The organism is Dysgonomonas sp. Marseille-P4677 (assembly GCF_016652235.1).
Classification (GTDB): Bacteria; Bacteroidota; Bacteroidia; order Bacteroidales; family Dysgonomonadaceae; genus Dysgonomonas.
The window spans coordinates 1-10,039 of record NZ_JAEPKU010000153.1 but is presented as its reverse complement, the minus strand read 5'-3'; the positions used below and the strand labels follow the sequence as shown (position 1 = coordinate 10,039).

The window sequence follows — 10,039 nt, the reverse complement described above, 5'->3', positions numbered from 1 at the left end:
GTGAAAGAAAGGGCATCGACAAGATAAGGTTCAGTTACTTTTTTTTGCATGCCGTTTTCCAGCATTTTTTCATAACTTACTTTACATTCAAACCAATTGTGCATATGAATATTTTCTTATTATTAAAATCTATATTTTACCGATACAAATTTAACTAATTTAATTTATAATATCTATCATTTAATAAAAGTTCCCTATAAGATTTTTGAAATATTTAGTTTAGTAATTTTTGTTTTGTTAAAAAGTAAGAAAAGTAAGGCTTTTTACGGTTGAGTTATTGTTTTAATATTGGAATACACTATTTGTAGTATCCAGGTGGAAGGATTCTTGTATTAACAGCGGTTGCCCTGCTATTATTATTATTATTATTATTATTTCGGTTTTTTTCAACAGATGCCTTTGTGTATTCTTTGTTCTGAATATTACTGGTTCTTCTTCCTTCGACAGAGGATTTTACAGGTGTAGTATCTTTACTTATAATATTAGCAGGCTTCTCTGTATCTTCTATTTCGTCCGGTACTGAGGAGATCTTTTCAGTTTCTAATATTCTGTCTACAGCGGCTGTTATTTCGAGCTTTAATGCCCCTCCTGATTCGCCTTTATTCTCTCTCAATATCAAGAGCTGCCTTTTTGTTTCTTCATCGTTTACGATAATGACAGATGGTCTTGAAGTTTCACGATCCGAGTCCCTTTCTTCTTTCTTGTCACTTCTGTCCAATACCATTTTTATGGCTCTGATGTTAGGAGGATAATGTTTCTTTTTGACAATTCTTGATTTTTCTTCCAAATTTGCAGGATTCCCCTTTGAAGGCATATACGATATCTTTTCCTCTTGTACAGTATATCCTTCCAGTAGTTGCTTGAGTCCTATACGAGCTGTTGTCAACAACATTTCGTCTCGATGCCTTATCGCGTCTTTTAATCTTTCTTCGAATTCAGGTTTTGTATTTTTCCACTCATAAAATGTTTTCGGATTTATTTCTGTCATTCTACATATTTCCGAAACACTAAACATATCTGTTTCTACAAGTTCTATGATCCGTTTCAAGAGATCTTCACTATACTTTGCCATAATCTTTTCTTAGTATAGATAAAGAAAAATATATCTCATAAAAGGAGACGTAGGTGGAGTATAAGTTCAATATTAAGCTTTACTCTTTTTTTATCGTATATTTTATATCAAACACCGATGTTGACCTGCCTTTATATACATCATATCCACTGCTGGTAGATACAATAGTATATATCTCATCTTGTGACCAGTCATCGTCATATACTTTAAAACCGTCGTTTGTAGCCTCTATTCTGTATATCAGATCAGAGTCTTCATCACTAATATTATAACCCTTGTCTGTAGCCTCAATTCTGTATCTGAGATCGGAAGAAAATGTCGATCTACCCTTATATATCTTGTAGTTGTCGCCTTCTTTGTTTACCGTGTATTTTGTGTCGAATGTAGAAGTCGATCTTCCTTTATATATTTTATATGCTTCACTATCTTTCTTTATTGTGTATCTGAGATCGGAAGAAAATGTTGATCTACCCTTATATACCCTATATTCTTGTGCGGAACAAGCGAAGCTAATCAGATAAAGAAGCACAATAATAATCGAAATTCTCATGAATGTATAATTTAAAAAGTTTGAAGGAAAAAGAAAATGAATATATGTGGTATAAATATAATAATTTATTCTTAAGTGATAAATGAAAAAAGCCACAAACTTGCGGCTTTTTTCGTTGAATTATTTCTTAATTAGAAATTCCATTTCAATGGTTCGAAGTATGCTTGTGGATGAATACAAGCTGGGCAAGTTTTAGGAGCCATTTTGCTCTTGATTACAAATCCGCAATTACGACATTGCCAGTCAATGGCTTCTTCACGAGAGAATACTGTATTAGTTTCTACTCTAGCCAGAAGAGCTTTGTAACGGTCTTCGTGCATGTTTTCTACTTTAGCTATCATGCGATACATTACAGCTATTTCTTTAAATCCTTCTTTTTCTGCTATTTCTGCGAATGCAGGATAGTCTATAGCCCATTCTTCATGTTCGCCAGCAGCTGCTTCAATCAGGTTCTCTGCTGTTGTTCCAATTTTTCCGGCAGGGTACATAGCTGTAATTTCAACCATACCTCCTTCAAGAAATTTAAACATACGCTTTGCATGTTCTTTTTCTTGATCAGCTGTTTCTAAAAATATAGCTGCAATTTGTTCAAATCCTTCTTTTTTAGCTTGGCTAGCAAACATAGTGTAACGCATTCTAGCTTGAGATTCTCCGGCAAACGATTTTAATAGGCACTTTTCGGTTTCTGTACCTTTAATACTTTTTTCCATAACTTTTTTGATAGATTAAATTGATAGTTTTTACAAATTTAATAATTAATATCTGTAAAAAGAAATTGGTCACAATCATTTTATACCTTTGCGGTCTTAAAAAATGTGTAGCAATAATTGCTTTTAAATAAGTTCTTTAGAAACATTCTAAACTAAAATAAAATGTATTTTTATAAAAGTTTATTTATTAGTAACTTGTACGTTTTTATAGTTTACTACTATTTATGTTAATTGTGTTGTCAATTTCGTTATGAAAAAACAGTTGTTAAAGGATTTTACGCCACAGTTGTTTATATCGCTGAAGACGTACGATAAAGAAAAATTTATGCACGACCTGATGGCGGGTCTCATAGTAGGTATTGTGGCTCTACCTCTAGCCTTAGCTTTTGGGATAGCATCCGGTGTAACTCCGGAGCAAGGTATAATAACTGCAATTATAGCAGGTTTTATTATTTCATTTTTAGGAGGGAGCCGTGTTCAGATCGGAGGACCTACGGGTGCTTTCATTGTTATTGTATATGGAGTCGTACAAACACATGGAATAAAAGGACTTCTTATTGCGACGATAATAGCAGGTATAATTCTGATATTATTAGGAGTTTTTAAGCTGGGGAAAATTATAAAATTTATACCATATCCTATTATCGTAGGTTTTACCAGTGGTATCGCAGTGACCATATTTACGACGCAGATAGCTGATATTTTCGGTTTAAATTTTGGCGGAGAAAAAGTTCCGGGAGATTTTATAGGTAAGTGGATTATATATTTTAAATATATACATACAATTAATTGGTGGAATACTCTAATCAGTATTGCCAGTATTTTAATTATCGTATTTACACCACGTATTATAAAAAAAATACCGGGATCATTGGTTGCTATTATATTAATCACAGTAGCTGTTTATTTATTAAAAACATATTTTGGAATTAATGCAATAGATACTATCGGAGATCGGTTCAGAATAATTGCAGAATTGCCTGCTGCTGAAATTCCCAATATCGATATGGCAGCTATTACGGACCTACTTCCTGTAGCAATTACGATAGCAATGTTAGGTGCTATCGAATCGTTACTATCGGCAACTGTAGCAGACGGTGTAATAGGAGGGGAGAAGCATAATTCGAACACAGAACTTATAGCACAAGGAGTGGCCAATATCATAACCCCATTATTTGGAGGTATACCTGCCACAGGAGCTATTGCCCGTACAATGACTAATATAAATAATGGAGGACGTACGCCGGTTGCCGGGATTATACATGCTGTGGTATTGTTATTAATTCTACTTCTATTGATGCCGTTGGCTCAATATATCCCTATGGCCTGCCTTGCCGGGGTATTAGTTATAGTAGCCTATAACATGAGTGAATGGCGAACATTCAGAGGCCTTTTGAAAGATCAGAAATCAGATGTGGCGGTCTTACTCATAACTTTCTTCCTGACCGTTATATTCGATCTTACAATTGCTATTGAAGTGGGGATAGTATTAGCGGTTATACTATTCATGAGGCGTATCAATGAAGTTTCTACAGTGTCTGTAATTAGAGATCAGTTAGATTTGACAGATGAGAGTGAGTATACGCAAGATGAGGAAATTTTAAAGTTGCCTGAAGGTGTTGAAGTATATGAAATTGACGGACCTTTTTTCTTTGGTATTGCTAATAAATTTGAAGAGAGTATGCGTATTATAGGGGATAAATCTAGAGTGCGTATTATACGTATGCGTAAGGTGCCTTTTATTGACTCTACCGGATTGAATAATCTGGAAACTTTATGTAAAAAGTCGATGAGAGATGGAATTCAGGTTATTTTGTCGGGGGTACGTCCAGAAGTGCGTGCTATGATTAGAAATTCTGAAATACCTCAAATGATAGGGCAAAATAATATCTGTGATAATATAAATATAGCATTGGAAAGATCAAATGAGGTTTTAAGAGAATTGGATAGTTTATAATTTACATTTAATTCATAATATAAAAAGGATATTCCCATTACAGGAATATCCTTTTTCAATAAGTATAATGTTGTTTATTATTCTAAACCTCCACCTAAAGCTCTGTAAAGATTTACAGATGCCTGAAGTTGTTCTAGCTTATCACTTACTTGTCCTAGTTGTGCTTGTAAGAGACTTTGTTCAGCATTTAATACTTCTGTATAATTTGCCTCTCCGGCTTTCAACAAACTTTGAGTATCATCGACAGCTGTAGTAAGAGCCGCCACCTGTTTGGCTCTATCCTCATTCTTACGAAGAGAAGTTTCGTAATCATACATGATATTAGATACTTCCTGACTAGCAGTCAATACTTTTTGTTCGAATGTAAGTAATGCCTCTTCTTGTTGAGCTTTAGCTAGTTTCAATTGACCTCTCAATTGATTTCCTGCAAATATCGGTTGTGTAAGTCCACCTACTATATTTGCTAAAATATTGGTTGGTTTAAAGAACTGAGATAGGGTTGTAGCCCCATAGCCCACTGTAGAGGTACCTAAGGTCAGAGATGGATACAAAGAGCGTTGTGCAACATTCTTCATTTCAAATGCATATCTGAAATTCATTTCAGCCTGAAATACATCAGGGCGTTTCGCCAACATTTGCGCTGGAACTCCTGTTGCAAGTTCTACAGGTACAGACTGATCATGGAGTGAAGTGCGGGTAATAGGACCTGGTTTACGACCTAACATCAAGCATAAGGAATTCTCTAATTGTCTGATTTGGTATTCCAAATCAGGTACACTTATTTGAGTGTTATACAATAATGCTTCACTTTGTTTTACACCGGCACGATTCAATAGTCCGGCTTCCATCATGGCACTCATTGTAGCTGTACTCTCCTTCAACAACTCAATAGTCTCCAATGTAATCTTAAGCTGTTCATCCATTGCTAATAAGGCATAGTATGTAGTTGAGATATTAGCAACAAGAGATGTTTGAATGAGATTACGATAGGCCTGGGTACCCATCAGGTTAGCATATTGAGCTTTTGACTTGCTACTCAATTTTCCCCAGATATCAGCTTCCCATTGTACAGCAAAGCCTAATCCCCACTGATCGCCTCCATTGTATCCTAAAACTCTTTCTTTTCCGTTTTTGCTGCTTATTTGAGTATGAGTTACTTGTCCTGCTAAAGCTATTGTAGGAAAATACGCAGACTTAGCAACGTAAAGACCCGCTTCGGCCTGTTGTATACGAGTATATGCAATCCGCAAATCATAATTATTGGTTAAACCTTCATCAATTAAAGCCTGAAGTACCGGATCAGAAAAATATTCTCTCCAAGGTATGTTTGCGATAGTCGTTGTATCTGTTGAGTTTTCTCCTCTAAAAAGATTATCGGTATTTACCTCTGGTGATTTGTATTTACTTGTATTTAAAATTCCACAGGATGTGAGTCCCATTGAGAGTATTACCCCCAATAGAACTACACCTTTTGTATATTTATTATTCATATTCATCATTTTTTAGAATTTATGAACTCATCATTTGAGTTGATCATTCCCGATTTACTAATTTTATCCTGTATTGTTTGGAAAATGATGTAAAGTGATGGAATAACCAATACTCCGATCATAGTACCAATAAACATACCCCCAACCGCACTTATACCAATAGATTTATTACCTACAGCACCGGCTCCTGAAGCCAAAGCCAATGGTAACAGACCGAAGATAAATGCAAAAGATGTCATCAGGATCGGACGTAAACGAGCTACTGCTCCATTGACAGCGGCTTCTACAATACTCATACCTTGCTGACGGCGTTGGATCGCATATTCAACAATAAGGATGGCATTCTTGGCTAAGAGTCCGATGAGCATGACGAGCGATATCTGTACATAAATGTTGTTTACAATACCTGTACCCATCATCATGGTAATGAAGATAAATATAAATACCCCTGCCAGACCAACCGGTAATGAGAATATAACGGCTAATGGAAGTATATAACTTTCATACAATGCAGCGAGTAACAGGTAAACGAAAATCAAACATAAAGCAAATATCATAATAGTTTGATTACCGCTGTTAACCTCTTCGCGGCTCATACCCGAATATTCAAAACCATAACCTAAAGGTAATGTCTCTGCTGCTATTTCTTCTACAGCTTTAATAGCATCCCCTGTACTCTTACCTGTCATAAAGTTTGGAATAATATTCAAACTCATAGAAGAATACATATTGAAACGAGTCAACATTTGTGGTCCTGTAACATCTTTTACTTCAATAAATTCTGTAATAGGAGCCATTTCTCCTGATGCTGTTTGTACGTATAACCCATTAAGGTCTTCAACTTTGGAACGATATTCAGGTGAGGCCTGAGCCATAACACGAAATTGTTTACCATACAAGTTAAAGTTAGATACATACATACTACCTATATATGCTTGAAGGGTACTCATTACAGAACTTAGGGTAAGACCGGCTTCTTTAATCTTAGGTATATTAGCCTCAATTTGTTTTTGAGGGAAGTTTGGATTAAAGGTTGTCATTGCCATCATAATTTCTTCACGTTGACGTAGTTTGTCTAAGAAATTATTGGTTATATCATAGAACTTATGAATATCTCCACCTGTACGGTCCTGCATTTTCATTTCTACACCAGTACCCAAACCAAAACCTTGCAGAGTAGGAGCTCCCATGAACAAGAATGTAGCATCGTTCATTGATGCTGTTCTTTTAGTCATTTCTGCTACCACATCATTCACAGTGGTCTTTCTTTCACTCCATGTGTCCAGTTTTATAATAAGAGCGGCATATGATCCTCCAAGACCTCCACTCAGGAAGTCTACTCCTGTGATATTCAAAACATCTTTCACGTGAGGTACTTGTCTGGCTTCCTTAATAACATTTTTGGTTAATGAATCTGTTCTTTCCAATGATGCTCCCGGAGGTAATGTTATAATTCCTATTACAACACCACTATCTTCGGATGGAACAAAACCGGTTGGTATCATCTTCATTAAGCCCCCCATAATAAGTCCTGCTACTACAATAATAGCTACAGTTATCCAGCGATGACCTCGTTTTCCTAAGAAATGAAGTGCCGATTTATATTTTGTCGTAGCTGCACCAAATGCAACGTTGAATGTAAAATAAAATCTTTGTAATAGATTTTTCTTCTTATGTCCATCTTCATCACTGTGAGCTTTTAGTAAAAGAGCACAAAGTGCCGGACTTAGAGTTAGAGCATTAACAGCCGATATGATAATTGAAATTGCTAGTGTAAGACCAAACTGCTTGTAGAATATCCCTGATGTACCACCAATGAAGCTCACAGGAACGAATACCGCCGACATTACAAGTGTAATAGAGATAATCGCAGGGGTAATTTCTTTCATCGCCGTCATTGTTGCTACTTTTGGATCTTTTTCTCCTGCATCCAACTGAGCATGGACGGCCTCGACGACGACTATAGCATCATCGACCACAATACCAATAGCTAGTACCAAAGCAAACAAAGTAAGCAAGTTGATAGAGAAGCCAAATAATTGCAGGAAGAAGAATGTACCCACAATAGCTACAGGAACAGCAATTGCCGGAATTATTGTTGAGCGCACATCTTGTAAGAAAACGAATACTACGATAAATACAAGGATAAATGCTTCGATCAATGTATGAATTACTTTATCGATAGATGCACTCAAGAACTCGTTAGCATCCATCATATAGTTAATCTTAAAGCCAGGAGGAAATGTTTCAGAGGCTTTATCCAACTCTGTTTTAATGTTATTAATTACCTCCTGCGCATTCGATCCGGCTGTCTGGCTGATACCGATAGCTACCGACTCCAATCCGTTTGTTCTCGAAATAACGGCATAACTTAAAGAGCCTAATTCTACATCAGCAACATCCTTCAATCGGAGTATCTGTCCATTTGTAGAACGTACTATTATATTGCCGAATTCTTCTGCCGTTTTAAGACGTCCTGTAAATTTAAGTGTGTATTGAAATGCTTGATCACTATTTTGTCCTAACTCTCCGGGTGCAGCCTCAATATTTTGCTCACTCAAAGCGCCTATCACTTCCATTGGAGTAATTTTGTAAGATGCCATCACATCTGGTTTGAACCAGATACGCATTGAATAGTCTTTTGCTCCGAACACATTGGCATCTCCCACACCATGCACACGCTTGATCTGAGGTAATATGTTGATATTAGCATAGTTCTGAACAAAACGGGAGTCTAGGTCCGGATTATCGCAAGTCAACGATATCATCATGATCGTACTACTTTGTTGCTTTCTTACGATAACTCCAGTTTGAGTAACCTCCGATGGCAATAGAGGTGCAGCACGTGCAGCCAAGTTTTGAACGTTTACCGCTGCAATATCGGGATTAACTCCTTGTTCAAAAAACACGGTTATATTGGCCGAGCCACTGTTAGATGCAGAGGAGGTCATGTATGTCATACCTTCCACACCATTTATTTGTTCTTCCAATGGAATAACCACACTGTTCATAACCACATCTGCATTTGCTCCAGGATAAGTCGCTGTAACCTGCACTGTGGGTGGAGCAATATTAGGATATTGTTCCACAGGTAATGTAAACAGACCTATTATACCTAATACCACAATAATGATGGATATTACGGTTGATAATACAGGTCTTTCTATAAATGTTTTTAACATTGTATTTCTTTTTTTAGTTTTACGCTAGTACAAGTAATCTTGGTAATTATTGTGCTATGATTTTTGTTCCGTTCGATAGAGTAGCCACACCGGCTAATACGATTCTATCTCCGGCGACTAAACCTTCTGTTACAGCATAACTTTTTCCATCAGGAGTTGAGTACGCTGTAATTGTTTTTTGTACCACAGAATCACCTTGAACTTTATACACAAGAGTCTTATCTTGTTGCGCAAAAGTAGCTTCCTGAGGAATTACAAATACGTTATGTAATGTTCGTGGTATAGAGATCTTACCACTAGTTCCACTTCTTAGATGTCCTTGTGCATTAGGAAACTCAGCTCTGAAATTTGCAGATCCAGTTGTTATATTTACCACTCCTGTTATAGTTTCCAGTTTTCCCTTTTCAGGATATACCGTTCCATCTGCAAGAGTTAAGGTGATTTCCGGCGCATTTTTGATTTTTTCTGCTTGGGTTTTACCTTCAAGATTACTTAGGAATTCTGTCAAAGCCTTTTCGTTCAATGAAAAATAAGCAAAAACATTACTTGTATTTGCTACTGTAGTCAACACATTCGCACTATTCACCAAGCTTCCTTGACGATAACTTATAGCACCAACAACACCATCTACAGGACTAGATACCTTAGTCCAGCCTACTGTAGCCACTGCATTACTCAATTGAGCCTGAGCCTGAGCCAAGGTTGCTTTTGCCGATAATAATGAATTATCATACATATTTAATTGGGTATGGCTTACAATGCCCTTTTCAGCCAAAGGCTTGATTCTATCTACATTTACCTGTGCTGTGTTCACTTGTGCTTTTGCACTTTCCACTGCTGCTTGAGCTGTTGTTAGAGCCTGAGTCGCTGAAGGAGAGTTAATCAAGAATAATGCCTGTCCTTTTTTTACAACCGAACCTTCATCTACATATATGGCATCAATAAAGCCATCTATACGTGGACGGATTTCAATATCTTCCTTACCCTTTATCGTAACAGGGTATATGGTTTCCAATTCAGCATCCTGCTCAGCCATCACCTGAGTTTTATACGGTTGAGGATCTTTATTACCTCCACC

General features: G+C 36.6%; 8 protein-coding genes. 1 reads left to right on the top strand and 7 read right to left on the bottom strand.

The window, feature by feature from the left end; genetic code table 11:
- From JGH11_RS17565 to rbr, 4 genes are all read right to left on the bottom strand, one after another.
- Positions 1-104, bottom strand: a 104-nt coding sequence (locus tag JGH11_RS17565; protein WP_201113982.1) for a DUF4494 family protein, incomplete at its 3' end; no start/stop codon positions are given.
- Positions 105-298: 194 nt separating this feature from the next.
- Positions 299-1,072, bottom strand: a complete 774-nt coding sequence (locus JGH11_RS17560; protein WP_201113981.1) for a transposase — start codon at positions 1,070-1,072, stop codon at positions 299-301.
- A 79-nt stretch (positions 1,073-1,151) separates the two neighbouring features.
- Positions 1,152-1,622, bottom strand: a complete 471-nt coding sequence (locus JGH11_RS17555; RefSeq protein ID WP_201113980.1) for a hypothetical protein — start codon at positions 1,620-1,622, stop codon at positions 1,152-1,154.
- Between the two features lie 131 nt (positions 1,623-1,753).
- Complete coding sequence (gene rbr, locus JGH11_RS17550; RefSeq protein ID WP_201113979.1) at positions 1,754-2,332, bottom strand: rubrerythrin; 579 nt, start codon at positions 2,330-2,332, stop codon at positions 1,754-1,756.
- Positions 2,333-2,582: 250 nt separating this feature from the next.
- Here rbr and JGH11_RS17545 point away from each other — a divergent pair, with 250 nt between their 5' ends.
- Positions 2,583-4,289, top strand: coding sequence for a SulP family inorganic anion transporter (locus JGH11_RS17545; protein WP_201113978.1), 1,707 nt, complete (start codon positions 2,583-2,585; stop codon positions 4,287-4,289).
- 77 nt (positions 4,290-4,366) lie between these two features.
- On the opposite strand, the gene JGH11_RS17540 is transcribed toward JGH11_RS17545, so the two are convergent.
- The 3 genes from JGH11_RS17540 to JGH11_RS17530 form a co-directional block, all read right to left on the bottom strand.
- On the bottom strand, positions 4,367-5,779 hold the full coding sequence (locus JGH11_RS17540) for a TolC family protein (protein WP_201113976.1): 1,413 nt from the start codon (positions 5,777-5,779) through the stop codon (positions 4,367-4,369).
- Positions 5,780-5,784: 5 nt separating this feature from the next.
- Complete coding sequence (locus JGH11_RS17535) at positions 5,785-8,961, bottom strand: efflux RND transporter permease subunit (RefSeq protein ID WP_201113974.1); 3,177 nt, start codon at positions 8,959-8,961, stop codon at positions 5,785-5,787.
- A 46-nt stretch (positions 8,962-9,007) separates the two neighbouring features.
- On the bottom strand, positions 9,008-10,039 hold a 1,032-nt coding region (locus JGH11_RS17530), incomplete at its 5' end, for an efflux RND transporter periplasmic adaptor subunit (RefSeq protein ID WP_201113972.1).